17 protein-coding genes are annotated in these 25,776 nt (G+C 57.3%); all 17 read left to right on the top strand.

From position 1 onward, the window contains the following. Nucleotides 1-11: 11 nt before the first annotated feature. The 17 genes from N7220_RS08410 (at nucleotide 12) to N7220_RS08330 (ending at nucleotide 25,728) form a co-directional block, all read left to right on the top strand. On the top strand, nucleotides 12-1,019 hold the full coding sequence (locus tag N7220_RS08410; RefSeq protein WP_283151003.1) for a universal stress protein: 1,008 nt from the start codon (nucleotides 12-14) through the stop codon (nucleotides 1,017-1,019). A gap of 125 nt (nucleotides 1,020-1,144) precedes the next feature. Next, nucleotides 1,145-2,125, top strand: a complete 981-nt coding sequence (locus tag N7220_RS08405; protein ID WP_283151002.1) for a quinone oxidoreductase family protein — start codon at nucleotides 1,145-1,147, stop codon at nucleotides 2,123-2,125. A 22-nt stretch (nucleotides 2,126-2,147) separates the two neighbouring features. Further along, nucleotides 2,148-2,996: a TauD/TfdA dioxygenase family protein gene (locus N7220_RS08400; RefSeq protein WP_283151001.1), complete on the top strand. Its 849-nt coding sequence runs from the start codon at nucleotides 2,148-2,150 to the stop codon at nucleotides 2,994-2,996. A gap of 79 nt (nucleotides 2,997-3,075) precedes the next feature. Beyond that, on the top strand, nucleotides 3,076-4,128 hold the full coding sequence (locus tag N7220_RS08395) for a beta-keto acid cleavage family enzyme (protein ID WP_283151000.1): 1,053 nt from the start codon (nucleotides 3,076-3,078) through the stop codon (nucleotides 4,126-4,128). Between the two features lie 86 nt (nucleotides 4,129-4,214). Then, entirely contained in the window at nucleotides 4,215-5,531 is a 1,317-nt protein-coding gene (locus tag N7220_RS08390; RefSeq protein ID WP_283150999.1) for an MFS transporter, read from the top strand. Nucleotides 5,532-5,561: 30 nt separating this feature from the next. Further along, a complete protein-coding gene (locus tag N7220_RS08385; protein WP_283150998.1) occupies nucleotides 5,562-6,161 on the top strand; it encodes an RBBP9/YdeN family alpha/beta hydrolase in 600 nt (199 codons plus the stop codon). A 55-nt stretch (nucleotides 6,162-6,216) separates the two neighbouring features. Then, nucleotides 6,217-6,894 carry a DsbA family oxidoreductase gene (locus N7220_RS08380; protein ID WP_283150997.1) on the top strand — a complete coding sequence of 226 codons (678 nt, stop codon included), beginning with the start codon at nucleotides 6,217-6,219 and terminating at the stop codon, nucleotides 6,892-6,894. A gap of 29 nt (nucleotides 6,895-6,923) precedes the next feature. Beyond that, complete coding sequence (locus tag N7220_RS08375) at nucleotides 6,924-7,619, top strand: CoA transferase subunit A (RefSeq protein WP_283150996.1); 696 nt, start codon at nucleotides 6,924-6,926, stop codon at nucleotides 7,617-7,619. A gap of 10 nt (nucleotides 7,620-7,629) precedes the next feature. After that, a complete protein-coding gene (locus N7220_RS08370; protein ID WP_283150995.1) occupies nucleotides 7,630-8,295 on the top strand; it encodes a CoA transferase subunit B in 666 nt (221 codons plus the stop codon). A gap of 28 nt (nucleotides 8,296-8,323) precedes the next feature. Further along, nucleotides 8,324-10,000 carry a DUF1302 domain-containing protein gene (locus tag N7220_RS08365; protein WP_283150994.1) on the top strand — a complete coding sequence of 559 codons (1,677 nt, stop codon included), beginning with the start codon at nucleotides 8,324-8,326 and terminating at the stop codon, nucleotides 9,998-10,000. 545 nt (nucleotides 10,001-10,545) lie between these two features. Next, on the top strand, nucleotides 10,546-11,433 hold the full coding sequence (prpB, locus tag N7220_RS08360) for a methylisocitrate lyase (protein WP_390901574.1): 888 nt from the start codon (nucleotides 10,546-10,548) through the stop codon (nucleotides 11,431-11,433). Nucleotides 11,434-11,542: 109 nt separating this feature from the next. After that, nucleotides 11,543-12,697, top strand: a complete 1,155-nt coding sequence (gene prpC, locus N7220_RS08355) for a bifunctional 2-methylcitrate synthase/citrate synthase (protein WP_283150992.1) — start codon at nucleotides 11,543-11,545, stop codon at nucleotides 12,695-12,697. Nucleotides 12,698-12,766: 69 nt separating this feature from the next. Beyond that, nucleotides 12,767-15,379 carry a Fe/S-dependent 2-methylisocitrate dehydratase AcnD gene (gene acnD, locus N7220_RS08350; protein WP_283150991.1) on the top strand — a complete coding sequence of 871 codons (2,613 nt, stop codon included), beginning with the start codon at nucleotides 12,767-12,769 and terminating at the stop codon, nucleotides 15,377-15,379. Between the two features lie 69 nt (nucleotides 15,380-15,448). Then, nucleotides 15,449-16,639 carry a 2-methylaconitate cis-trans isomerase PrpF gene (gene prpF, locus N7220_RS08345; RefSeq protein ID WP_283150990.1) on the top strand — a complete coding sequence of 397 codons (1,191 nt, stop codon included), beginning with the start codon at nucleotides 15,449-15,451 and terminating at the stop codon, nucleotides 16,637-16,639. 732 nt (nucleotides 16,640-17,371) lie between these two features. Next, complete coding sequence (locus N7220_RS08340; protein WP_283150989.1) at nucleotides 17,372-22,948, top strand: response regulator; 5,577 nt, start codon at nucleotides 17,372-17,374, stop codon at nucleotides 22,946-22,948. Further along, nucleotides 22,948-24,114 carry an HD-GYP domain-containing protein gene (locus N7220_RS08335; protein ID WP_283150988.1) on the top strand — a complete coding sequence of 389 codons (1,167 nt, stop codon included), beginning with the start codon at nucleotides 22,948-22,950 and terminating at the stop codon, nucleotides 24,112-24,114. The genes N7220_RS08340 and N7220_RS08335 overlap by 1 nt, the downstream gene beginning before the upstream one ends. Then, the gene (locus N7220_RS08330) at nucleotides 24,115-25,728 is read left to right on the top strand and encodes an ATP-binding response regulator (RefSeq protein ID WP_283150987.1); all 1,614 of its coding nucleotides are present in this window, start codon (nucleotides 24,115-24,117) and stop codon (nucleotides 25,726-25,728) included. The last annotated feature ends 48 nt before the right edge of the window (nucleotides 25,729-25,776 follow it).

Here is a 25,776-nt window from a genome sequence, read left to right as displayed (position 1 = left end):
CTGGAGCTGCCATGTACCGTCACCTGCTTGTCCCCATCGACGATACCGATCTTTCCATTGAAACGGTCAGTCGCGCTGTCGAACTGGCCCGCACCCTGGATGCCCGCATCAGCTTTTTCCACGCCCAGCCCGACCACGCGACCTTGCTGTTCGGATCGGCAGAAGGCAATCGGCAATCTGTACCGACCGAGTTTACCTACGTCTACGAAAACCGCACGCGTGAGTTGCTGGCCAGAGCGGAATCCGCCGCCCGCGCCCAAAGCGTGCCGTGCAGTTCAAGCAGTTGCGTGAGCGATGATCCCTCACAGGCTATTTTGAGTGCTGCGCGTGCCGGTGATTGCGATCTGATCTTCATGGCCTTGCATGGCAAGGGCGACCGCGCCGACACCATGCTCGATGCGCAAATGCTCAAAGTGTTGATGCACAGCGACATTCCGGTGCTGGTTTCGGCGGCCAGCAAGTCCACTTTGTCGTCTCAGGCCATTGCGATCATTCGTGACCAGCACCGTTCGCTCGCCGCAATTTTGCGCGCATGGCTTTATATGATCCAGACTGCACAAGAGCACGGTCATACACCAAATCATGCGCTGATGCAGTCCATGATTCGTTATATCCAGGCCTTTGCGCTGACCCTGCATCATCCTAAAGAAAGTGAATACCTTTTCCGCAAGTTGCGGGAGCGGACCGATCTGGTTTCTGCCGATCTGGACGAACTGGAACACCAGCATCAACGAGATGCCGAGCTCACCGCGGAGTTGGCCCTGGTTGTTGACCGATACGTGGCAGGCGAAGCGACGCTGAACGAGATGAAAACCGCCGTTACCCAATACGCCCGATTCGTATGGGAACACCTGGGGCGTGAAGAAGGGGTGATCATTCCTGCTGCGCTACGTCATTTGACTGAAGCAGATTGGGGTGAAATCAAATGCGTCTTTTCCAGCAACGATGATCCGCGCTTTGATGGCAGCACCGCAGCCGAATTCGAGCACTTGTTTACCCTGATCGCCGATCTGGTTTAGCCGTCACCCGTAATGATTTATATTAAAAATATATAACAAATGTGTTTTATATAACACTTTGTTTTAATCTGATGAATTTTTACCGTGTGAGCCTATAGCGCCCACATGGATAACAGGAGAGCAACATGGCACACGCCATTCGTTTTTATGAAGCTGGTGGACCGGACGTTTTGAAGTACGAAGAAGTCTCGGTCGGCGCCCCGGCGGCGGGCCAGGTACGCCTGCGGCACGAAGCGGTCGGGCTCAACTTTGCTGATACGTATTTCCGTTCCGGTCTGTATCCAGTGCCAATGCCCGCCGGCATGGGCGTGGAAGCGGCTGGCGTGGTGGAAGCCATTGGTGAAGGCGTGACCAATGTCGCCGTGGGTGACCGTGTTACCTACACCGGCTTCATCAACACCTTGGGCGCCTACAGCACCGAACGACTGATTGCAGCCGCGCCGCTGATCAAGCTGCCGGAAGGAATCAGTTGCGAAACAGCCGCCGCCATGACCATGCGTGGCCTCACTTCTGCTTATCTGATGCGCCGCATTTATCCATTCAAACAAGGCGACAGCATTCTGTTGCATGCCGCTGCCGGTGGCGTTGGGCTGATTGTGGCGCAGTGGGCCAAGATCCTCGGCCTGACCGTGATTGGTACGGTGTCGAGCGAAGCCAAGGCAGAAATTGCCCGCGCTCATGGTTGCGACCACACCATCAATTACAGCCAGGAAGACGTCGCCAAGCGCGTGCGTGAACTGACCAATGGCGTGGGCGTGAACGTGGTGTTCGACAGCGTGGGCAAAGATACCTTCGAAGCATCGCTTGATTCGCTCAAGCGCCGTGGCCTGATGGTTTGCGTTGGCACGGCCTCTGGCCCGATTCCACCGTTCAATCCGCAACTGCTGGCGATGAAGGGCTCGCTCTATCTGACCCGCCCGGCCCTGGCGGATTACATCGCTGATCCCGCAGAAAAAGACGAACTGGCCGCTGAACTGTTTGGCCACGTTGCGGCTGGCCGGATCAAGATCGAGATCAATCAACGCTACTCGCTCGAACACGCCGCGCAGGCGCATCACGATCTCGAAACACGCAAGACGACCGGCTCATCGGTGTTCGTCATCTGATCCGGGCCAAGGAGCCAATCTCATGCGTATCGAACAACTGACTTATGCACTGGGTGCCGAACTGACTGGCGTCAGCCTGGCCGATGCCGTTCACGATGACGGACTGTTTGCCGAAATCCGCGCCGCGCTGCTGACGCACCGTGTGCTGTTCTTGCGTGACCAGGATATCTCACGCGCTGACCACGTCGCGTTTGCGCGTCGCTTCGGCGACCTGGAGGATCATCCAGTCGTCGGCAGCGACCCGGAATACCCCGGCTTGGTGCGGATCTACAAGAACCCGGAGCAGCCGAACGATCGCTACGAGAATGCCTGGCATTCCGATACCACCTGGCGCGAAACGCCGCAGTTCGGTGCTGTACTACGCTGCGTGGAATGCCCGCCAGTGGGTGGCGACACCATGTGGGCCAACATGGTGCTGGCCTACGAAAAGCTGCCCGACGAGATCAAAACCAGGATCGCCGGATTGCGCGCTCGCCATAGCATTGAAGCCAGTTTTGGCGCGGCCTTGCCAATCGAAAAACGCCTGGCGCTCAAAGATAGATTTCCCGATGCGGAGCACCCGGTGGTGCGCACGCATCCCGAAACCGGCGAAAAAATCCTGAATGTGAATGCGTTCACCACGCATATCACCAACTACCACACCGCAGCCAACGTGCGCTACGGCCAGGATGCCAATCCGGGTGCAAGCGACCTGCTGCGCTATCTGATCAGCCAGGCCTACATCCCCGAATACCAGGTGCGCTGGCGCTGGAAACCCAACAGCGTGGCCATCTGGGACAACCGGTCCACCCAGCATTACGCGGTGATGGACTACCCGCCATGCCATCGCAAAATGGAGCGGGCAGGCATCGTCGGCGACAAACCGTTTTAGCCAGCTGCCTGACCGATGGGTCAGGCACGTACTCAAGCCACCTGAAAACAAATAACCGACGCAAGAAGAGGGATACACCATGCAATTTCTAGACGATTCACTGCATCCAGAAAACCAGGACAAAGTCGTCATCACCGTGGCGCCGTACGGCCCGGAGTGGGCACCGGAAGACTTCCCCGAAGACATCCCGGTCACCATGGAAGAGCAGGTACAAAAGGCCGTCGACTGTTATGAAGCCGGTGCCACCGTGCTGCATTTGCATGTGCGTGAACTCGACGGCAAAGGCTCCAAGCGCCTGTCCAAATTCAATGAACTGATCGCCGGTGTGCGTGATGCCGTGCCCGACATGATCATCCAGGTGGGCGGTTCGATCTCGTTTGCGCCGGAAGACGATGGCCAGGCGGCCAAGTGGTTGTCTGATGACACCCGCCACATGCTGGCGGACCTGTTGCCCAAGCCAGACCAGGTGACCGTAGCGATCAACACCACGCAAATGAACATCATGGAGTTGCTCTATCCGGAATACCTGGAAGGCACCTCGCTGGCTAACCCAGGGTTGAAGGCCGCCTACAGCGAAATGACCGTGCCCGCTGGCCCGGCATGGGTTGAAGAGCATCTGCGTCGACTGGCGGCATCTGGCATCCAGCCGCATTTTCAGCTGACCGGTATCCACGCGCTGGAAACGCTGGACCGTCTGGTGCGTAAAGGTGCGTACAAAGGTCCGCTGAACCTGACATGGATTGGCATCGGGGGCGGCTTTGATGGCCCGAATCCGTTCAACTTCTTCAACTTCATCCATCGTGCGCCAGAAGGTTGCACGCTGACCGCCGAATCGCTGCTGAAGAACGTTCTGCCCTTCAACATGATGGCAATGGCGATGGGCCTGCACCCACGTTGCGGCATTGAAGACACCATCATCGACCAGCACGGCAAGCGCATGAGTTCGGTGCAGCAGATTCAGCAATGCGTGCGCGTTGCCCATGAACTTGGCCGGGAAGTGGCCAATGGCAAGGAAGCACGTGCCATTTACAAGATTGGCGTGCAGTACGACACCGTTGAGCAGACGCTGGCCGAAAACGGCATGGCGCCAAATCGCAAGTCGGGCGAAAAGAACGTGCCGCTGCGTAAATAAGGGCGCCTGGGGCCAAGGCAGTTCAACGACGCTTTGGCCCGGCCCGATAACGATCCACAGACAATCTGGAGGGCAGCATTTTGGGAATGAATATCGCTAATGCCATGGTCGCGGATTATCAGGAAGCACCATCGGTTTCTCGTACTTATGCCTGGGTCGTTTTTGCTCTGACCTTTGGCCTGCTGTTGTCTGACTACATGTCGCGCCAGGTCTTGAATGCGGTTTTTCCGTTGCTTAAAGCGGCATGGGGATTGTCCGATACGCAACTGGGTTCGCTCAGTGGCGTGGTAGCGCTGATGGTTGGCCTGCTGACTTTCCCCTTGTCTTTGCTGGCAGACCGCTGGGGCCGCGTCAAAAGCATTACGGTGATGGCTGCCGTCTGGGGACTCGCCACATTGGGCTGTGCGCTGGCCAACAACTACGGCGAAATGCTGGTCGCGCGCTTCTTTGTTGGTTTGGGTGAAGCCGCCTACGGCAGTGTTGGTATCGCATTGATCCTGAGTATTTTTCCCGCCAACATGCGTTCGACCTTGACCGGTGCCTTTATGGCCGGCGGTGCCTTCGGTTCGGTGTTGGGCATGGGGATCGGCGGCGTGATCGCCGTACATATGGGCTGGCGCTGGTCGTTTGGCATCATGGCTCTGTTCGGTCTGGTGCTGGTCAGCATTTACCGCCTGGTGGTGACTGAACAGCGTCTGGCGCAGCAAAAGTCTGAAGTCACGACCGAGGCCAAAGAAGCCGCCGCAGCGCGCATCAGCTGGCGCGCCATGCTGCCCAGCTTGTTCTCCACCCGCACGGTCAAGTGTGTCTACGTGGGCAGCGGCCTGCAGTTCTTCCTGATGGGCGCCATCCTGGCCTGGATGCCAAGTTATCTGAACCGCTATTACGCCATGCCGACCGACAAGGCCGGGGTGACTGCGGCGATGTTCTTGCTGATCGCCGGTGTGGGCATGGTGTTCTGTGGCGGCATTACCGATCGCTTCAGCCGCAATAACCCGTCACGCAAACTGACCTTCGCCATCGCGTTTTGCCTGGTCTCGTTCACGTTCTTGTCGCTGGCATTGCAGATTCCAGCTGGTCCGCTGCAACTGGTGTTGCTTGGCTTGGGCATCTTTCTGGTGGCGGGTACATCTGGTCCGGCCGGTGCCATGGTGGCCGGGCTGACTCCAACCTCCATCCATGCCACGGCATTTGCCACGCTGACTCTGGCCAATAACCTGCTGGGCCTGGCGCCAGGGCCGTTTGTAACCGGGCTGATTGCCGACAAAGTGGGGCTGCTGGTTGCACTGCGCGTCATTCTCTTTATCGGCTTGCTGGCTACTGCGGTGTTCGTGATCGCCAAACGCAAATACTCACACGATCTGGCTTATCTGGACGCCATGCGCGCCAAAGCCCGGATTTAACCGAATCACGTGAGAAATGAGAATCACATCATGAGCCACTGCACATCGCCCACCGTTTTGATTGTTCCGGGGCTGCGCGACCACGTGCCAGAACATTGGCAAACCCGGCTCGAAGAAAAGCTGCATCAAGCTGGTCACAAGGTGCGCTCGGTGCCGCCGCTGGAACACGACAAACTGAGTTGCGCCGCCCGAGTAGCCGCGTTGCAGCAGGTTGTCAGTGAAATCGAAGGGCCGATTGTGCTGGTGGCACACAGTGCGGGTTGCATGATCACGGTTCAGTGGGCCAGCCAGCATCAGCGTCCCATTCTGGGCGCATTGCTGGCGGCTCCCGCCGATCTGGAATCTCCGATGCCAGCCGGTTACCCGGACAGTCATTCAATCGCCGCCAACGGCTGGTTGCCCGTTCCACGCAGCAAACTGCCTTTTGCCTCAATTGTGGCGGCCAGCAGTAACGATCCGCTGGGCAAGCTTGAACGCATTATTGCGATGGCTGAGGCCTGGGGTAGTCGTGTAGAGCTAATCGGCCCGGTTGGGCATTTAAACCCGGCAGCAGGATTTGGCGAGTGGCCGCAGGCACAAACGTTGATTCGTGACCTCTGCCAGCTCGACAGTGCTGTTGCTCCGCAGTGAACCAATATCGACACCGCTCAATCGCTGTGCCCTTGCTCCTTATTGTGACCCGTGTATGAAGACGCCCTTGGTTATCGAATTCTTTTTTGACCTGATTTGCCCTTGGTGCCTGATCGGGAAGCGTCATTTGAGCACTGCCATTGCCCAATTGAACAAGCTCAATCCGGATGTCGAGGTCGAAATGATCTGGCGCTCGCACATGCTGCTGCCCGATGTACTGGCCCAAGGGCTGCCCTATCTGCAATTTTATGTGCAGCGCCTGGGCAGCCATGAAGCAGTGGCCGCGCGGCGGGTTCAGGTGCAGCGCGCTGGCCGTCTGGCGGGGATCGACTTTGCGTTCGGGGAAATCACCGTTATGCCCAGTACGCAGGCCGCACACCGCTTGATTCATTTCGTGGGCAAGCACGGCAGCGCACAACAGCAGGAAGCGCTGATTGAACGGCTGCTGCAAGGTTACTTTGTAGATGCCGAGGATATTGGCGACCACGCGCTGCTGACCCGGCTGGGAATCAAATACGGTTTCGATGGCGCAGCGGTTGCAGATTGTCTTGGCACGCCGATCAGTGAGGCTGCGCCAGAACCAGACGCGCAGTCTTCATCCCGCCGCAGTGTGGGCAGTGTGCCCAGTTTTGTGTTCAACCAGCAGTTCACCTTGTCCGGCGCACTGCCGCCGGAAACCTTGCTCGCAGCAATGCAGCACGCGCTCAGTTATCCCGCGCTCAACTCGATGTAGCAGCGACTACCACTCACTGGATTGATGCCATGAACAAACTCTATCCGAGCGCGCAAGCCGCTCTGATCGGAATCGTGCGCGACGGACAAACGCTCGCTGTCGGCGGATTTGGGCTTTGCGGTATTCCCGAAGCGCTGATTACCGCACTGCGCGACAGCGGCGCGCGTGATCTCACTTGTATCAGCAACAACGCTGGCGTCGATGACTTCGGGCTGGGTCAACTGCTGACCACACGCCAGATCAGCAAGATGATTTCGTCCTATGTCGGCGGCAATAAAGAGTTTGAACGCCAGTATCTGAGCGGCGAACTAAAGCTCGAATTCACCCCGCAAGGCACGCTGGCCGAGAAGCTGCGCGCTGGCGGCGCGGGGATTCCGGCCTTCTTCACCCGTACTGGCGTGGGCACGATGGTCGCCGAAGGCAAGGAAGTGCGCGAGTTCAATGGCGTGCCGCACATCCTCGAGCATTCATTGACTGCGGACGTGGCGCTGGTCAAGGCGTGGAAGGCCGACAAGGCTGGAAACCTGATGTTCAACAAGACCGCACGCAACTTCAATCCGGTCTGTGCCATGGCTGGCCGCGTCACTGTGGTGGAAGTCGAGGAACTGGTCGAGATCGGCGCGCTGGCCGCGGACGAAATCCATCTGCCGGGCATTTACGTTGATCGCATCGTGATCAATGCGACGCCTGAAAAGCGCATTGAACAACGCACCGTACAAGGCTAGGAGCACAGACATGGCATGGACTCGCGATGAAATGGCGGCGCGTGCAGCACAGGAACTGCAGGACGGTTTCTACGTAAACCTCGGGATTGGTCTGCCGACGCTGGTTGCCAACCACATCCCGCAAGGAATGGACGTATGGCTGCAATCCGAAAATGGCCTGTTAGGTATCGGACCTTTTCCGACTGACGATCAGGTGGATGCAGACCTGATCAACGCGGGCAAACAGACCGTCACGGCCTTGCCCGGGTCTTCGTATTTTTCCAGCGCGGACTCGTTTGCAATGATTCGCGGTGGCCATATCGACTTGGCCATTCTCGGGGCCATGCAAGTGAGCGAAACCGGCGATCTGGCCAACTGGATGATCCCCGGCAAGCTGGTCAAGGGCATGGGTGGGGCGATGGATCTGGTGGCTGGCGCCCGCCGCGTGGTGGTGCTGATGGAGCACGTCGCCAAGGGCAACGAACACAAAATTCTGAAGCAATGCGCGCTGCCGCTGACTGGCTGCGCTGTAGTGAACCGGATTATCACGGACCTGGGGGTGATCGATGTGACCCCGAATGGTTTGCAACTGATCGAGCTCGCTCCGGGGGTAACGGCAACTGAAATTCAAATGCTCACAGGAGCTCGGCTGATGGCGGCTCTGCAGTCCCATCAAGATGTAGAAGTCCAGATATAACTTGAACATTAAAATGAGTGGGGGAGATATGTCGAAGAAATCTAAGGGGTTCGTGAGCAAATTGTCCGTATTGGCGGCCGCCACAGCAGCCGCCCTGACTGCCATGCCGGCTCAGGCCTACAAGTTTGATACCGGTAACAGCGATATCTCGGTGAATTGGGACAACACCGTCAAGGTGAACCTGGCGAACCGCGTCTCTGCGCAAGATCCGCACATCACCAGCAGCCCGAACTACAACGATGGCGACCTGAACTTTGACAAGGGGCAGATGACGTCAGAACGGCTTGATCTGTTTAGCGCGTTCGACTTCAGCTATCAGCACAAGATGGGGTTCCGTGTCAGTGGTGCGGCCTGGTACGACGCTGCCTACAACAATCTGGATAACCCCAACCCGACGCCCAATCACCTGGTGAATGGCAAGCCCGCCCTTGGCCTGAGCGACTATACCGACCGTTACGCGCACGGCGCGTCGGGCGAATTGCTGGAAGCCTACGCTTTCAGCAACTTCGATATCGGCACGGACCAGAAGCTCAATGTCACGGCAGGTAAGAGTTTGCAGGTGTGGGGCAGCGGTACACAAACGCTGCTGCATGGCATCGACTATGGCCAGTTCGCCATGGACCTTGGCAAGCTGTTTACCATTCCGCGCAATGAGCAAAAAGAGGTTTACCTGCCGCGCAATCAGCTTACCGCTGATTATGTGGTCTCGCCGGAATGGAAATTTGGCGCGCAGTACTATCTGGACTGGGAGCATTCGCGCTTCCCGGAGGCAGGTTCTTACCTGGGCATGTATGACCTTGCGCTCAATGGTGGCGAGTCAGCCTATCTGCCTGGCGGCCTGCTGGCCAAACATGGCAAAGATCTGACGCCAGACAGCTCCGGCGACTATGGCCTCTACGCCAAATGGTCTCCAAGCTGGCTTGGCGGCACGCTCGGCCTGTTTTACCGCAACACTTCCGATACCTTGCCAGACTCGGTGATTCTTAATCCGGTCACCCGGCAATACAGCGTGGCGTTTGCCCAGGGCATCGATATCTATGGCCTAAGCCTGAACAAGGATGTCGCGGGCACCAAGCTGGCAGTGGATTTGAGCTACCGCGAAAATATGCCGCTCAATAGTCAGCCTTTCCTGACCATTGCCCCGGCCAAGGCAGGCACGCCTGGCTTTATCGCGGCAATGCCTAAAGATGGCGACACTGGTGGTGCGTACGGTAACACCCTGCACCTGGCCATCAATGACACCAAGGTCTTCGGCAAAACGGCTTTGTTTGATCGCGCAACAGTCCAGGCCGAGCTGACCTGGAACCGGCTGGTGTCTGTTACCAGCGGCTATGCGCAGTATCGTGGCAATCCGGCATATACCGGGATCGACCGCTCCACCAAGGACTTTTTCGGTATCAACCTGTTTGTTGCACCCGCCTGGACCCAGGTCTTTACCGGCGTCGATCTGTCCATGCCAACCAGCTTTTCGGATGGTCTGAAGGGTGAGTCGGCAGTTCCGCTGGGCGGCAATCAACATACGGGGAACTGGTCGACCGGTTTAACCGCAATGGTGAAATCGAAATACGAGTTCAGCTTGAAGTACACCTCGTTCTTCGGGCCTTACCGGACCGCTGCTAACGGCACCATCACCTCGTATGCCGGGCTGATGAGTCTGTTGAGCGATCGCGATACCGTGTCGCTGACCTTTAAAACCACGTTCTAAACCAGCCATACAGTCGCCCGGTTCCGGGCGACTTTTAATACATTCTTTGCACCAGTGCGGACATCGAATCGGCCGCTCTTTCATCGGCTGAATCGGTGTCCGGTGCTGCTGGTTGTGAACGCCAGCATGCCACTCCTGCTCCAATGTCCAAGGCCCGCCTGTGGCTGTCCTGGTCACGGATTTGCAGTACACCCGGTGAGGTGCAGGAGTGGGGGCGGATACGGCTCTGTCGCTACCAAAACCCCCTGTACTAGAGGGGGGCTTTGGCAACTTTTGTCAGCTACATTGATATCACTTGATTCCTCAGCCGCTTATCCGGGCTGCGCCATCAAATAGCCCGCTTATGAATGATCAATAGCCAGGTCGCACTGGAATCGGGATGGCGGGTTTTCAGTCCCGCAAGGATGCGATTTTCCTGCCCTGATTCTGCATGCAAACGCTTGTCTGTTTTGGTGCCAGGTATAGGGTTGCTTGTGTCGCATGGCAGTGAGATGCGGCCCAAATGCACATCATGTACAGGCGGTTATTAGATAAAGGAAATGCGAATGTCTTCACCAGGTTCCCGCTTTCGCGCGGCGGTCCAGACCGAACATCCACTGCAAGTGGTCGGTGCCATCAACGCCTACAGTGCCCGCCTTGCCGAGCATAGCGGCTTCAAGGCGCTTTATTTGTCTGGCGGTGGTGTTGCCGCAGCCAGTTGCGGCATTCCCGATCTGGGCATCACCCAGCCGGAAGACGTGTTGATCGACATCCGGCGCATCACCGATGTCACCGAACTGCCATTGCTGGTCGATATCGATACCGGCTGGGGCGGCGCTTTCAATATCGCCCGCACCGTGCGGGCCGTGGAAAAAGCCGGTGCTGCAGCTGTGCATATCGAAGACCAGGTGCAAGCCAAGCGCTGCGGCCATCGCCCGAACAAGGCGATTGTGACGCAGGGCGAAATGGTCGACCGCATCAAGGCGGCAGTCGATGCCCGTCGTGACAACAGCTTTGTGATCATGGCACGCACTGATGCGCTGGCGGTCGAAGGGCTGGATGCGGCAATCGAACGCGCCGTGGCGTGTGTTGAAGCCGGTGCCGACATGATCTTCCCCGAAGCGATGACCAGTCTGGATATGTACCGCCGCTTCGCGACTGCGGTCAAAGTGCCGATTCTTGCCAATATCACTGAATTCGGCGCGACGCCGCTGTTCACCACTGATGAACTGGCTTCCGCTGACGTTGGCTTGGTGCTGTATCCGCTCTCGGCGTTTCGTGCGATGAGCCAGGCCGCGTTGAATGTCTATCAGGCAATCCAGCGCGATGGCACTCAGGCCAACGTGCTCGACACCATGCAGACCCGTGCCGACCTCTATCAGCACTTGGGTTACCACGCCTTCGAACAGAAGCTCGATGCGCTGTTCGCCGGTGAAGCCGCCACACAAAAGTGATTGCACATGATGGTCGGCCGGACTGTGAAACCCCTCCGGCCAACCTCTCTGAACTTAACAATCTGTTTTTTCTTGATCTATCGAGACGACCTGCAAGGGAGCAACGGCAATGAATGACGTAGCAACTCCAACTCCGCTCAAACCGAAGAAATCGGTTGCTCTGTCCGGCGTGACCGCTGGCAATACCGCGCTGTGTACCGTAGGGCGCACCGGTAACGACTTGCATTACCGCGGCTACGATATCCTCGATATCGCCGAGCATTGCGAATTTGAAGAAGTCGCTTACTTGCTGGTGCACGGCAAGCTGCCCAACAAGGCCGAGCTGACCGGTTACAAGCAAAAACTCAAGGCCATGCGCGGCCTGCCTGCATCGGTGAAAGCCGTGCTGGAAGCGCTGCCTGCGTCGGCCCACCCGATGGATGTGATGCGTACCGGCGTTTCGGCGCTGGGTTGCACACTGCCGGAAAAAGACGACCACAACACGCCGGGCGGGCGCGAAATCGCTGACCGCCTGATGGCGTCCTTCGGCTCCATGCTGCTCTACTGGTATCACTTCAGCCACAACGGCAAACGTATCGATGTGGAAACCGACGATGACACTATCGGTGGTCACTTCCTGCACTTGTTGCACGGCCAGAAGCCAAGCGAGTTGTGGGTGCGGGCAATGCACACATCTCTCAACCTGTACGCCGAGCACGAGTTCAACGCCTCGACCTTTGCAGGCCGCGTTATCGCTGGCACGGGTTCGGATATGTATTCCTGCATCACGGGCGCGATTGGCGCACTGCGTGGTCCCAAGCATGGTGGCGCCAACGAAGTCGCGTTCGAGATCCAGCAGCGCTACGAAAGCCCGGACGAAGCAGAAGCCGACATCCGCGCCCGTGTTGAGCGCAAGGAAGTGGTGATTGGTTTTGGTCACCCGGTTTACACCATCGCCGACCCGCGCAACAAGGTGATCAAGGGTGTGGCGCGTGAGCTGTCCAAAGCCGTGGGCGACAGCAAGATGTTTGATATCGCCGAACGCCTGGAGTCGGTGATGTGGGACGTGAAGAAGATGTTCCCCAATCTCGACTGGTTCAGCGCGGTAAGCTACAACATGATGGGCGTGCCGACAGCAATGTTCACACCACTATTCGTGATTTCGCGAACCTCGGGCTGGAGCGCGCACGTCATCGAACAGCGTCAGGACGGCAAGATCATCCGTCCTTCGGCCAATTACACCGGGCCGGAAGATCTGGCCTACGTGCCGATCGAACAGCGTTGATTCTGAATGCAGAGGGGGCCGTTGCCCCCTTTCTTGCCCTTGGCCACAACTCTATAGTCTGCCTACGCCATGAATACTGCACACCGCAAACCTCTGCCAGGCACCCAGCTGGACTACTTCGATACGCGTGCTGCGGTTGAGGCGATCCAGCCTGGCGCTTATGACAAGCTCCCCTATACCTCACGCGTACTGGCTGAAAATCTGGTCCGCCGCTGTTCGCCTGCCACGCTGACCGACTCACTAAAGCAGCTGATTGAACGTAAACGCGAGCTGGATTTTCCGTGGTTCCCGGCCCGCGTGGTCTGTCACGACATCCTTGGTCAGACCGCGCTGGTCGATCTGGCCGGTCTGCGTGACGCCATTGCCGACATGGGCGGTGACCCCGCACAAGTTAATCCGGTCGTGCCAGTGCAGTTGATCGTCGACCACTCGTTGGCGGTTGAATGTGGCGGCTACGACCCCGAAGCCTTCGTCAAGAACCGCGCGATTGAAGATCGCCGCAACGAAGATCGCTTCCATTTCATCGACTGGACCAAAAAGGCTTTCAAGAATGTCGAGGTGATCCCGCCGGGCAACGGCATCATGCACCAGATCAATCTGGAGCGGATGAGCCCGGTGATTCATGCCAAAGATGGCGTGGCCTTCCCCGATACGCTGGTTGGCACCGACAGCCACACCCCGCACGTTGACGCATTGGGCGTGATCGCCATTGGCGTTGGCGGGCTGGAAGCCGAAAACGTAATGCTCGGCCGTGCCTCGTGGATGCGCTTGCCCGACATCATTGGCGTCGAACTGTCTGGCAAACCGCAGCCTGGCATTACCGCCACAGATGTGGTGCTGGCGCTGACCGAGTTCCTGCGCAAAGAAAAGGTCGTTGGCGCATATCTGGAATTCTACGGTGAGGGCGCTGCAGCGCTGACGCTGGGCGACCGCGCCACCATCTCCAATATGGCCCCTGAATACGGTGCCACGGCGGCGATGTTCTTTATCGATCAGCAGACCATCGACTACCTCAAGCTCACCGGGCGCGAGGAAGAGCAGGTGCGGCTGGTCGAGCTGTACGCCCGGCATACTGGCCTGTGGGCCGATAGCCTTGAAAACGCTGAATACGAACGCGTGTTGCACTTTGATTTGTCGAGCGTGGTGCGCAATATGGCCGGCCCGTCCAACCCGCACAAGCGCCTGCCCACTTCGGCGCTGGCCGAACGCGGTATTGCCGTCGACCTCGACAAGGCCCGCGCCGAAGAGGCCGCTGGCCTGATGCCGGATGGTGCGGTGATCATCGCCGCCATCACCAGCTGTACCAACACCAGCAACCCGCGCAATGTGATCACTGCCGGTCTGCTGGCGCGTAATGCCAACCGCCTGGGCCTTAGCCGCAAGCCGTGGGTCAAGACCTCGCTGGCGCCTGGCTCCAGAACGGTACAACTTTATCTGGAAGAAGCCGGTTTGCTGCCAGAACTGGAACAACTTGGTTTTGGCATCGTTGCCTTCGCCTGTACCACCTGCAACGGCATGTCCGGTGCACTCGAACCAAGCATCCAGCAGGAAATCATCGACCGTGACCTTTACGCGACGGCCGTACTGTCTGGCAACCGCAACTTCGACGGGCGCATTCACCCGTACGCCAAGCAGGCGTTCCTGGCTTCACCGCCGCTGGTGGTGGCCTACGCCATTGCGGGCACCATGCGCTTTGATATCGAAAAAGATGTGCTCGGTGTGGTCGACGGCAAAGAAATTCGCCTGAAAGACATCTGGCCCGCCGATGAAGAAATCGACGCGGTCGTAAAAAGCGCCGTCAAGCCTGCGCAGTTCCGCCAGGTCTATGTGCCGATGTTTGCCCCGCAAGCCGACAGCGGCGAGCAGGTCACTCCACTGTATAACTGGCGCGCGAAGAGCACTTACATTCGCCGCCCGCCGTACTGGGAAGGCGCCTTGGCGGGCGAACGCACGCTCAAAGGCATGCGCCCGCTGGCGGTGTTGCCGGACAACATCACCACAGATCACTTGTCACCGTCCAACGCCATCATGGCGAGCAGCGCGGCGGGCGAATATCTGACCAAAATGGGCTTGCCGGAGGAAGATTTCAATTCCTACGCTACCCACCGCGGCGATCATCTGACGGCACAGCGCGCCACTTTCGCCAACCCCAAGCTGTTCAACGAAATGGTCCTGAACGCCGATGGCACGGTGAAACAAGGTTCGTTAGCGCGCGTGGAGCCGGAAGGCGAAGTGATGCGCATGTGGGAGGCCATCGAAACTTATATGGAACGCAAGCAGCCACTGATCATCGTGGCTGGCGCTGACTACGGCCAGGGTTCCTCGCGTGACTGGGCGGCCAAGGGTGTGCGCCTGGCGGGTGTCGAAGTCATCATGGCCGAAGGCTTCGAGCGCATTCACCGTACCAACCTGGTCGGTATGGGCGTGCTGCCGCTGGAGTTCAAACCGGGCGTCAATCGCAAAACGCTGGCACTCGACGGTACCGAGACTTACGACGTGACCGGCGCACGTACGCCGCGCGCCACGCTGACGCTGCTGATTCATCGCAAGAATGGCGAAATGGTCAAAGTGCCGGTGACCTGCCGCCTCGACAGTGATGAAGAAGTCGCAATCTACGAAGCGGGCGGGGTGCTGCAGCGTTTTGCGCAGGACTTCCTTGAATCGGCGGCAGAGACCGTCTGATGGGCTGACTCAACCACAAGCCGGGCGCCGTAGCGATGCGCCGTCCGGCTTTGGCAATAAGGCAATGCAATGGCATATCAACCTCAAATCAAGATTCCCGCCACCTATATGCGCGGCGGCACCAGCAAGGGCGTGTTCTTCCGTTTGCAAGATTTGCCCGAAGCCGCGCAGCAGCCCGGCGCTGCGCGTGACGCTTTGCTGATGCGCGTGATCGGTAGCCCCGACCCATACGGCAAGCAGATTGACGGCATGGGTGGCGCGACTTCCAGCACCAGCAAGACTGTGATCGTCAGCAAGAGTAACCGCCCCAATCACGATGTCGACTATCTGTTTGGCCAGGTGTCTATCGATAAGGCCTTCGTCGACTGGAGCGGCAACTGCGGCAATTTGTCGGCGGCGGTGGGTTCATTCGCCATTTCGGGTGGACTGGTCGACTCAGCGCGTATTCCGCATGACGGTATCGCCACCGTCCGGATCTGGCAGGCCAATATCGGCAAGACCATCATTGCGCACGTGCCGATTACCGGCGGCGCGGTGCAGGAAACCGGTGACTTCGAACTCGATGGCGTCACTTTTCCCGCAGCAGAAGTACAGCTGGAATTCCTCGACCCGGCAGCAGAAGAAGACGGTGCCGGCGGTTCGATGTTCCCCACCGGTAATCTGGTGGATGATCTGGAAGTACCCGGCGTTGGCACGCTGAAAGCCACGCTGATCAACGCGGGCATCCCGACCATTTTTGTCGAGGCTGAAGCAATCGGCTACACCGGCACTGAACTGCAGGATGCCATTAACGGTGACGCCAAAGCGCTGCAGATGTTTGAAACCATCCGCGCTCACGGCGCGCTGCGCATGGGGTTGATCCAGAACCTGGACGAGATCGCCACGCGTCAGCACACGCCGAAAGTCGCCTTCGTTGCAAAACCGAAGGCTTACCTCTCATCCAGCGGCAAGCCGGTCGCTACTGCGGACATTGATGTGCTGGTACGTGCACTATCAATGGGCAAGCTGCACCACGCCATGATGGGCACTGCCGCCGTGGCCATCGGTACCGCCGCCGCCATCCCAGGCACATTGGTCAATCTCGCCGCGGGTGGGGGCGAGCGCCAGGCCGTGCGCTTTGGTCATCCTTCCGGTACCTTGCGGGTTGGTGCACAGGCAAGCCAGCTCAACGGGGAGTGGACCGTGACCAAAGTAATCATGAGCCGAAGTGCTCGCGTGTTGATGGAAGGCTGGGTGCGCGTGCCGGGCGAGGCGTTCTGAGAACGATTTATGAGGATGTGAGCAGCCAGGTTTGTGAATGCATGCCGCAGATCCACGAATCCCTGATTCGTAACCCAATCAGGGTGGGGCTTATGCCCTGATCCAACTGACCGACGCGATAACATCGCGCTATGTCTGATTGCAGCCTTCCGTCCGGAAGGCTGCTTTTTTTTCGGGTTTATTGGCGTTATTTACAATGCTCAGCTTTGCTCAGATTTGAAATTCCGGATGATGTTATTTTCAGAAATCTGTTCTTGAAAATAGAAAACGGACTGTTCGGCTGATAGCGAATTGCAGTGCATTGCAGGCTGTTTGCAAAGCAAACAGGATAACGATTATTGGCGCCCAATAGTCATCCGGAATGTAAAAAAGAGCGCCTCATGGCGACGAGACATTTCCTCGATCCGTCAAGCGCGATGGCACCTCCAGCGAGTGGCGAGTGTACCCGCCGTGCGGCATAGCGGCTGATCGCTTGATGGATCAGAAATCCGGGCGCTTAGTGCTCCCGGCCTGGCTTAGGGTCAGGGCAAGCGGCAATCAAGCCGATCCAGCTATCCAGATTCACCCGGCACTGTGAATTGGCCGATTTGAAAGGGTAGCCAAACAATCTGTTGTTGTCGCCAACGGATATTGCACGGTGTGCGATATCTCGAATTTATTTGAATTGAGCATTTCCTGACCAAGTTTATGAATGAGAGCACTAAATTGAAATTGACCAAAATAAACTCGGAAATGACGATTCGGGCCAAGCTGCTGATGCTGCTGTTTGGCGGCCTTTTTCTGATGCTCGTGCAAGGCGGAAATAACGTCTACCGGGTAGCCTCTATCCAGTCTGATTTTGAAACGACCTACAACGACCGGGTAACCAGCCTGGCCGAGCTTAAGCGCATTGAAGATCTGTATGCCAAGCATGCGCTGGAGGTCGTTCACAAACTAGGAGCAGGAAAGATCGACTGGGACGTGGCCCAGGCGAGCATTCGGCAGGCAAAAATCTCGATTCATGCCCGATGGGATACTTATCTCAAAACTGCGTTGACTGACGAAGAAAAAAAACTGGTGGCGCAGACCAGTCTGAGCATGGACGCGGCCGACGGCACATTGGCCAGACTGGACTCGCTCATAACCGCGAAAAACAGTGCGGGATTGACTGAGCTGGAACATGGCGAATTGGAGGACAACTTTGCGCAGGTTTTCGCCAGCATCGATCAGTTGATTGATTTGCAATTGCGCGTGGCCAAAGCCAATTTCGAAAACGCACATCGCAATCAAATGCGGGCCTATCTGGTGACCGGGTCCATTCTGGCGCTTGCGGTATTGCTTGGTACGGCTTGGGCGTACGGCATGCTACGACAACTCAATCGCAAGATTGGCCGGGTTAACGCGGCGATGCGCCAGGCTACCGCCGGGAATGATCTCTCGGTACGTGTCAGCGTTGCCGGAAAGGACGAGATCGACCTGATTGCCGTTGCGTACAACAATCTTGCGAGTCGGTTGCAGGATCAGCAGTGGACCACGGAAGGCTGGTTATACATTGCAAATGTCATGCAAAAACAGGAAAGCCTGGCCGGATTTGCCGAGCAACTGCTGGTCGCAGCAGCGCCGATGCTGCGTTGCGAGCGGGCAGCGTTCTATCTGGAACGCGAAGCAGGCGGCGAGTTTGTTTATATCGGTGGCTATGGCCTGACCGAAGAGCAAGGCGCTGCGCGCGCGCAGGTGGCGGAGCGTCTGTTGGTTCAGGCCCGGTCTGCTCAAAAGCCAATGTCAGTCAATGGAGTCCCTGCCTCGTCCTGGCCTTTGGTTGTAACCGATCGGGCTGATGCCACGCTCAATCTGGTTGTGCTGCCACTTCAGTTGGGCGGCGCGCAGATGGCCGTGATCGAGTTTGCCTCGTTCAATAGCTTTAGCGAGCGCGAACTGTATGCGCTTGATCGGTTGTCGCTGATTGTTGAGCCGCGTCTGGATGTTTTACTGCGCACCTTGCGAACGCAGGAACTGCTCGAAAGAACGCAGATTCAGGCCGATGCGCTGGCTATTTCGGGGCAGCAGTTAAAGGAACATGGCGAGGAGCTGGAACAACTCAATCGACGACTCGCCGAGAAGACCCGTCTGCTGGAAGAACAGCAAGAACAACTGGCGGTCACCGAAGCCTGGTACCGCAGCATCATTGAGTCGGCTCCAGACGGCATGTTGGTTGTCGATGAATGTGGCTCTATTGTGCTGAGTAATACCCAGTTGGAGAGCATGTTTGGCTATTCGCGTGGTGGCTTGCTCGGGCAGCCAATTGAAGTCTTGTTACCAACAGCAGCGCGGGCACGGCATCCAGCGCTGCGCGATGGTTATGCCGTGGAGGCAGTGGCACGATCGATGTCTTCCACCAACGCGAACGTACGCGGATTGCGCCGTGACGGCAGCGAGTTTCCGGTGGACGTGCGCTTGTCTGTCTTGCCCAAACACACCGTTGCAGGCACCTATATTTGTGCGGCTGTGCGCGATATCACCCAGCGCAAGCTTGACGAAGCCAAACAGGCGGAGCTGGAGCAGCTCAATCGCATGATTCTGACCTCTGCCCGTTATGGCGTGATGGGATTGGGGGCCGATAACCGGCTGACGTTTATCAACCCATATGCGGCGGAAGTGCTTGGATACCAGGAAGCAGAGTTGCTGGGCAAAAGCATTGATGAGCTGGCTGCTTGTGAATCGCACTTTGCCGATGACCAAATGCCCGATTCAGGCAGTGATCTAGGTGCTGGAGTCAATAGTGCCTACGGCAGCCGGTTTAGTGGCCTGATGCAGCGTCGCGATGGATCGCTTCTGCCGATCAACTACGGCATATCGCCGCTTTATAAAGATGACATTCAGGACGGCGCTGTCGTGTTCTTTCATGATGCGACCGAACTGCGCCGGGCTGAGCAACAGGAGCGTGACCATACCGCGCTGTTGCAGGCTTTGATCGACACGATTCCTTATCCCATTTTCTACAAAGACGCTGACCTGCGTTATCTGGGCTTCAATCGAGCATACGAGCAGACATTCAATATGCAACGTGAGGCGCTCATCGGCAAACAGGTGCTGGACCTGGACTTTATGCCGGAGGCTGATCGCCATGCCCATCACATGGAGCATAAAGAGCTCGTAGCCAGCGGTTCTTCGGTGCAGCGTGAGATGTCTCTATCTTTTGCGGATGGGCTGGTGCATGACACCCTCTATTACATATCCAGTTTTCGCAAAGCCGATGGTTCGCCAGGCGGCGTGATCGGGACGTTTGTCGATGTATCCGACCGCAAAAAAATCGATGAAATCGAGCGCTTCAACCGGCTGGCATTAGGGCGAGAAAGCCGGGTTATCGAATTGAAGCGGCAGGTGAATGCGTTGGCGCTGGAGCTGGGTCATTCACCCATCTATGACTCGCCCGAGCAAGTGGACGGCGATGCGCCCGCACAAGTCTTGGCGCCGCCCACATCACTGCCAACTATCGGCTCCACGGCAATTACGCCAGATATTCCGGTATTGCCGGTGACCGTTGAAACACAGCGTATTCTTGTTGATTACTGCGACCTGTTGGGCATCAATGCTGCCATCTTCGATCAAAATGGGGTGTTGGTGGTCGCGTCGGATTGGCGCGAGGATTTTTCCCTCGCCGCAATGCAACGTGTCGATGGCAGCGACCCCCAGTCCATTGCCAGCGAGTGTGCGATTTATCATGGCGTTGCAGGTGTATACGCTTGCGCCGCGCCGATTTGGGTTGATGCTCAGCAAGTCGCCGTTCTGCGCACTGCGCCTTTTCGTTTGACGACAACGGGTGTCCTGAACGATGCAGATGCGGTACTGGACGAAACCAGACTGCCGCAAATCATTGGTTTTTTGAAACACTTTGCCAATCTGATTGCGGCTACCGCTTTGCAGGACCGGCGCAATCGACGGGTTGAACAGCGCCTGAGCCAAAGCGCGCTGATCATGCAGGATGAACGGGCGGCGGCTATCAGTCTGGCTGAAGATGCGGAATTGGCGCGCAGCGAACTCGAATCCTACAAGCAGCATCTTGAAGCTCTGGTTGAAGAACGAACCGCGCAGCTGGCGGCCGCCAAGGATGATGCGGAAATCGCGACACGGGCCAAAAGTGATTTCCTGGCCAATATGAGCCACGAAATTCGCACACCGATGAACGTGATCGTCGGCATGGCCCATCTGGCGACGCGCTCTGACTTGACGCCCAAACAACGCGACTATCTGAAAAAAATTCAGGATTCAAGCCAGCATCTGCTGGGCATCATTAACGATATTCTGGATTTTTCCAAAATTGAAGCGGGCAAGCTCGACATCGAGCAGGTGGAATTTTCCCTCGACAAATTGCTGGACGATCTTGGCGCGCTGCACATCGAAAAAGCATCGGTCAAATCACTTGAACTGATATTCGATGTGGCCCATGACGTGCCACGCCGCTTGATTGGCGATCCGGTGCGACTGCGGCAGGTGCTCATCAACTACATCAATAACGCGATCAAGTTTACCCATGAGGGTGAGATCAAACTCTCCGTGCAACTGGGTGAGTTGCAAGGGCAGGCGGCGGTTCTGCATTTTGCCGTGCAGGACACGGGCATTGGCCTTAGCGATGAGCAGCGCGGTCTGTTATTTCATTCTTTCCGGCAGGCAGATACGTCCACCACCCGCAAATATGGTGGCACCGGTCTGGGCCTGGCTATTTGCAAAATGCTGGCAGGTCTGATGCACGGCGAAGTCGGGGTGCAGAGCACCTACGGAGTGGGCAGCACCTTCTGGTTTACGGCCAGTCTGGGTATTCCGGCGGTGCCAGGTGATGCAGCGCAGCGAAACGAAATACTGCCGCGCGCCAAGGTTCTGGTCGTGGACGACAACGACAGCGCCCGCACAACGCAAACACGCATGCTCAACCACTTGGGGCTGGAGGTTGATGCCACCTCATCGGGGGAGGCCGCAATTGAGCGCGTTGCTGCGATGGATGAGATGGGCAAGCCCTATGACATTATTTTTATGGATAGCAATATGCCCGGCATGGACGGCTTCACGGCCAGTCGGCATATACGCTCGCACCGTCCGTCACGCCCCGCACGCATTGTCATGATGACAGCTTACGACAATGAGCAGATCCGGCTGCAGGCGGCCTCGGAAAGTATCAATGGCACGCTGCCCAAACCAGTGAGTTCGGGCCAGTTGCATGACTGTATCGCCAACGTTCTGGCCACGCCTGGCGTCGTCAGACCCACCTACGCATTAACCACTGGCTCCTTCCAGGTTCCGAAGTTGCAGGCAGCGCGCATCTTGCTGGTTGAGGATAACGCCCTGAACCAGCAAGTCGCTATGGAGCTGTTGGCAGAAGGCGGGTTGAGCGTGGAGCTGGCCGGGAACGGAGCGATAGCGGTGCAAAAAATCGCTGAAAACAACTTTGACCTCGTGCTGATGGACATGCAGATGCCGGTCATGGATGGCATCGTGGCGACGCAGATGATCCGCAGTCAAGGCCACACCCTGCCAATCATCGCCATGACCGCCAATGCCATGACGGGAGATCGTCAACGTTGCCTCGAAATCGGCATGAATGACCATATCGCCAAACCCGTGGAGCCAGAGGCTCTCTGGAATACGCTGCAACGGTGGCTCAAGCCGGTCGCAGCCAAGTCCGAAATACCCGCTGCAAGCGCATCGCCAGTCGAATTAGGCTCCACGCTGTCACACATCCACGGACTTGATTCGGTCGCCGGGCTGCGCCGAATTCGCGGCAACACCGCGTTATATCTGCGCTTGCTGGGCAGCTTTGTTGAAAGCCATGGCAATGCGGTTGTCGAGGCTCGCGCCGCACTCGCGCAAGGCGACACCGCCACGGCACAGCGCAGTTTTCATAGCCTGCGTGGCGTGGCCGGGCAACTTGGTGCGGTCCAGGTGCAGCAGCTGGCCGCTGAGGTCGAACATGCGTTACGCGATCAGCATGCGGCAGAGTTGATAGAGGTACGCATCAACGCGCTGGAAGCCGCTCTGCACCCGCTGTTGGCCCAGCTCGCCGCGGTGCTGCCTGCTACCCCCAGTGCTTTATCTGCGGAGCCGGGCAGCAGTCCGGATCTCGAGCAGGTCAGAAAACTGTGCGCCCGACTCGAACACTTGTTGAGCAAGGACGATGCCGAGGCCGGTGAATTATTTGAAAAGTCCGCGCCGCTGTTACGGCAGGCGTTGCCGCAACACATACGTGAGGTAGAGCAGGCAATGCGGATGTTTGATTTTGGGACTGCCCGCAGTGCGCTGCAGGCCGCAGTCACAGCAATTGAAGGAAGGGATTCGTAATGAAGTCTGCAACAACGTCGGATAAGGCGACCATCATGGTGGTCGACGACACGCCTTCCATGCTGGAAATACTGGCGCATTTGCTGGAGCCCGACTTCCGGCTCTTGCTCGCGAGCAGCGGCGAAGTGGCACTTGCCCTGCTGGCGCATGGCGATATGCCGGATTTGATCCTGCTTGATGTCGAGATGGATGGGCTGGACGGTTATCTGACCTGCGAAATGCTTAAAATCAATGCGGCGACCCGCGATGTCCCGGTGATCTTTCTTACCTCCCACTCGGATGAAGAAAATGAGGCTCGCGGGTTTGAAGTCGGTGCTGTCGACTTCATTACCAAGCCGATTTCTCCGTCAACTTTAGTGTCGCGGGTAACTGCCCAATTGGCCCTGAAACGCATGAGGGATCTGCTGCGCGACAAAAATACCTATCTGGAATGCGAGATTGCGCGGCGTACGCGGGAAGTGGTAGCGGTGCAGAGTGTGGCGATTGCTGCAATGGCCTCGCTGGCGGAAACGCGCGATTCGGAGACTGGCAACCATATCTTGCGCACGCAACGCTATGTGAAGGCCCTGGCCGAGCACTTGCGCGACCACCCTCGCTTTAGCGCCCAGCTGGATGATTACTACATTGATCTGTTGTTCAAATCGGCGCCATTACATGACATCGGCAAGGTGGGTATTCCTGATCACATCTTGTTAAAGCCGGGCAAGCTGACCCCGCAAGAGATGGAGATCATGAAAACGCATGCCGTAAAAGGGCGCGCTGCCATCGCAAAAATGGAGCAGATGCTGGGCTATCAGATCGAGTTTCTGGTGCTGGCCAAGGAAATCGCCTTTTCTCATCATGAAAAATGGGACGGCAGCGGCTATCCACTTGGCTTGTCCGGCGATGGTGTTCCGCTCAGTGCACGGCTTATGGCGCTGGCCGACGTTTACGATGCCTTGATCAGCCCGCGCGTATACAAGAAACCCATGTCGCACGAAGCCGCCTCCAATCTCATCCTGGCTGGACGCGGCACGCATTTTGACCCGGACATTGTCGATGCGTTTGACCAGTTGCAGGGAGAGTTCCAGGCTATTGCCAGGTTCTACGGCGATACGGACGCAGAGCTCGAACAGAAAGCCAGGTTGATCGGCAGTCTGGAATCACAAGAATCAAGGCAGGCATAAATGCAGAAATTCAAGGATCTGGTGGTACTTGTGGTCGATGATTTTGAGCCCATGCGCAAAGTCACCACGACCCAATTGCGCCAACTGGGGCTGGATCAAGTCATCACGGCAAGCAATGGGGCCGAAGCATTGCGGCTGCTGCGCAGGCACCGGGTAGATGTCATCTTGTCTGACTGGAACATGCCGGTGATGACCGGCTTTGAATTGTTATGCGAAGTGCGCAACGACGAGAGTTTGTGTCGGTTGCCCTTTGTGATGATTACGGCTGAGTCAGACCGCAGGCATCTTGAACAGGCCATCGCCAACGGCGTGAGCGATTTACTGGTCAAGCCGTACTCGCCGGATCGGCTGGAAGCGAGCATCAACAGGGCAATCAACTGGAAACCGCGTCCGCCGAAAGCGCTCGCGGCAATGAAAGAAATGCTGGCAAAGACGGCAACCGATGAGCCGGTTGCCCAACCCGAGAAACCCACGGTACTGGTGGTGGATGACACGCCGGATAATCTTCAGGTATTGGCGGAGTTGCTCAAGGATGAATACCGCATCCGCATTGCCCTTAACGGTGAAAAGGCGCTTGAAATTTGCCATTCAGCCACGCCGCCCGACCTGGTTTTACTCGACGTAATGATGCCGGAAATGGATGGCTTTGAAGTCGCCCGACGCATGCGCGAGCACCCGGGCTCGCAGAGTATTCCGGTGATTTTTGTCACTGCCCTGGCACAAGACAAAGACAGGCATGCCGGCCTAGAGTTGGGTGCAGTTGATTTTGTGACCAAGCCCATCGATCCTGACCAGCTGACATTGCGCATCCGCAATTTCATGCGCTACGTGACGCTGCACCGCTCTCTCCAGGCGGGTTATGACAGCATGCTGGAGGCAGCCAGACTGCGTGACGATGTAGAACATGTCATGCGTCACGACCTCAAAGGCGGCCTGGCCGGTGTAATCGGCCTGCTGCAAAACCTGATTGCCACAGATTCCATGAAGCAAATGAATCGTTATCAGGTTGATCAGTTACGTGAGGCCGAGGAAACGAGCTTGCAATTACTTGGCATGATCAATCTTTCGTCCGAATTGTACAAAATTGAAACCGGCCGGTTTGTACTGGAGGCCAAGCCGATTGAGGTCGAAGATATTTTGCAGCGAGTCGTACATCTTGTACGTACGGCATTCAAACACAAGCAATTGACCATTTCCGTGGAAGCAGACGAAGCCGCAGGCACGGAGCCGGCACGTGCATTCGGTGATGCCATGCTCACCTGGTCGATTTTTCAGAATCTGCTCAAGAATGCTTGCGAGGCCGCGCCTGAGAAAGGCCTGGTGAGCGTCAAACTGAAAAAGGGTGACATGCTGTGTATTTTCATCACCAATGAAGGAATGGTCCCGATCGAAATACGGGATGTGTTTTTCTCCAAGTTTGTGACCAAAGGCAAACGTGGCGGTACGGGCATTGGTACGTATTCGGCCAAGCTGCTGACTGAGGCTCAAGGCGGCCAGATCGCTTTTGCGGTGTCGACCGAAAACGCCACAACCACTCTGAGTATTCAGCTGCCGCTCATTCCGGCGGATTACGTTGAATCCAGCACCGAAACTGGCGCTGAGCGACTGGCATGACTGTAGCGGGCTCCTGCTGCTGAAAGCGATTTTGCTCAAGCCGATTCA

Origin of the sequence: Silvimonas soli (assembly GCF_030035605.1) — a bacterium.
In the GTDB taxonomy this organism is placed as follows: domain Bacteria; phylum Pseudomonadota; class Gammaproteobacteria; order Burkholderiales; family Chitinibacteraceae; genus Silvimonas; species Silvimonas soli.
This window is presented reverse-complemented; position numbering and strand designations above follow the sequence as displayed.

What these genes read in the sequence shown, in the direction of transcription:
- prpC (WP_283150992.1), top strand. Translation starts at nt 11,543, where the DNA reads ATGAATGACGTAGCAACTCCAACTCCGCTCAAACCGAAGAAATCGGTT.
- N7220_RS08380 (WP_283150997.1), top strand. Translation starts at nt 6,217, where the DNA reads ATGAAGACGCCCTTGGTTATCGAATTCTTTTTTGACCTGATTTGCCCT.
- N7220_RS08390 (WP_283150999.1), top strand. Translation starts at nt 4,215, where the DNA reads ATGAATATCGCTAATGCCATGGTCGCGGATTATCAGGAAGCACCATCG.
- N7220_RS08365 (WP_283150994.1), top strand. Translation starts at nt 8,324, where the DNA reads ATGTCGAAGAAATCTAAGGGGTTCGTGAGCAAATTGTCCGTATTGGCG.
- N7220_RS08335 (WP_283150988.1), top strand. Translation starts at nt 22,948, where the DNA reads ATGAAGTCTGCAACAACGTCGGATAAGGCGACCATCATGGTGGTCGAC.
- N7220_RS08385 (WP_283150998.1), top strand. Translation starts at nt 5,562, where the DNA reads ATGAGCCACTGCACATCGCCCACCGTTTTGATTGTTCCGGGGCTGCGC.
- N7220_RS08395 (WP_283151000.1), top strand. Translation starts at nt 3,076, where the DNA reads ATGCAATTTCTAGACGATTCACTGCATCCAGAAAACCAGGACAAAGTC.
- N7220_RS08410 (WP_283151003.1), top strand. Translation starts at nt 12, where the DNA reads ATGTACCGTCACCTGCTTGTCCCCATCGACGATACCGATCTTTCCATT.
- N7220_RS08405 (WP_283151002.1), top strand. Translation starts at nt 1,145, where the DNA reads ATGGCACACGCCATTCGTTTTTATGAAGCTGGTGGACCGGACGTTTTG.
- N7220_RS08340 (WP_283150989.1), top strand. Translation starts at nt 17,372, where the DNA reads ATGACGATTCGGGCCAAGCTGCTGATGCTGCTGTTTGGCGGCCTTTTT.
- N7220_RS08400 (WP_283151001.1), top strand. Translation starts at nt 2,148, where the DNA reads ATGCGTATCGAACAACTGACTTATGCACTGGGTGCCGAACTGACTGGC.
- prpF (WP_283150990.1), top strand. Translation starts at nt 15,449, where the DNA reads ATGGCATATCAACCTCAAATCAAGATTCCCGCCACCTATATGCGCGGC.
- N7220_RS08370 (WP_283150995.1), top strand. Translation starts at nt 7,630, where the DNA reads ATGGCATGGACTCGCGATGAAATGGCGGCGCGTGCAGCACAGGAACTG.
- prpB (WP_390901574.1), top strand. Translation starts at nt 10,546, where the DNA reads ATGTCTTCACCAGGTTCCCGCTTTCGCGCGGCGGTCCAGACCGAACAT.
- N7220_RS08375 (WP_283150996.1), top strand. Translation starts at nt 6,924, where the DNA reads ATGAACAAACTCTATCCGAGCGCGCAAGCCGCTCTGATCGGAATCGTG.
- N7220_RS08330 (WP_283150987.1), top strand. Translation starts at nt 24,115, where the DNA reads ATGCAGAAATTCAAGGATCTGGTGGTACTTGTGGTCGATGATTTTGAG.
- acnD (WP_283150991.1), top strand. Translation starts at nt 12,767, where the DNA reads ATGAATACTGCACACCGCAAACCTCTGCCAGGCACCCAGCTGGACTAC.